Origin of the sequence: Pseudopontixanthobacter vadosimaris (assembly GCF_012979275.1) — a bacterium.
In the GTDB taxonomy this organism is placed as follows: domain Bacteria; phylum Pseudomonadota; class Alphaproteobacteria; order Sphingomonadales; family Sphingomonadaceae; genus Pseudopontixanthobacter; species Pseudopontixanthobacter vadosimaris.
In genome coordinates this window covers 1-718 of sequence record NZ_JABASZ010000004.1, presented here as the reverse complement: position 1 = coordinate 718, position 718 = coordinate 1, and the positions used below count along the sequence as shown (strand labels likewise).

Genomic DNA, 718 nt, shown 5'->3' with positions numbered 1-718 from the left:
CGGGCGAGCGCGGCCACCGGGTTGCGGTCGTCTCCAACCCCGAATTCCTGCGCGAAGGTGCGGCCATTGCGGATTTCAAGCGACCCGACCGCATCGTGATCGGGACCGATGACGAGTTCGGGCGCGAAACCATGCGCGAGATCTATCGCCCGCTGTTCCTCAACGAATCGCCGATCCTGTTCACCAGCCGCCGCAGCGCCGAACTGATCAAATATGCCGCCAATGCATTCCTCGCGACCAAGATCACCTTCATCAACGAAATGGCCGATCTGTGCGAGAAAGTGGGCGCAAATGTGCAGGATGTCTCGCGCGGGATTGGCATGGACGGGCGGATCGGGCCGAAATTCCTCCATGCCGGACCGGGATACGGCGGTTCCTGCTTTCCCAAGGACACGCTGGCGCTGCTGAAAACGGCGGAGGACGCAGGCAGCCCGTCGCGCATCGTCGAAGCCGTGGTGAAGGTGAACGAAAGCCGCAAGCGGGCGATGGGCCGCAAGGTCGTGGATGCGCTGGGCGGCGAGGATGCCGCACGCGGCAGCAAGGTCGCGCTGCTGGGCCTGACTTTCAAACCCAACACCGACGACATGCGCGATTCGCCCGCCATCGCCGTGGCGCAGACGCTGAACGATGCCGGGGTGGAGGTCACCGCCTATGATCCGGAAGGGATGGATCTGGCGCGCCCGATGATGCCGAATGTGGAAATGGCCAGCAGCCCCTA

The 718-nt window shown here is 63.9% G+C and carries 1 protein-coding gene; it reads left to right on the top strand.

Annotated elements, in window-relative coordinates; translation table 11 throughout:
* Positions 1 to 718: UDP-glucose dehydrogenase family protein (locus HG250_RS00880; RefSeq protein ID WP_170001915.1), on the top strand; the 718-nt coding region annotated here is incomplete at both ends.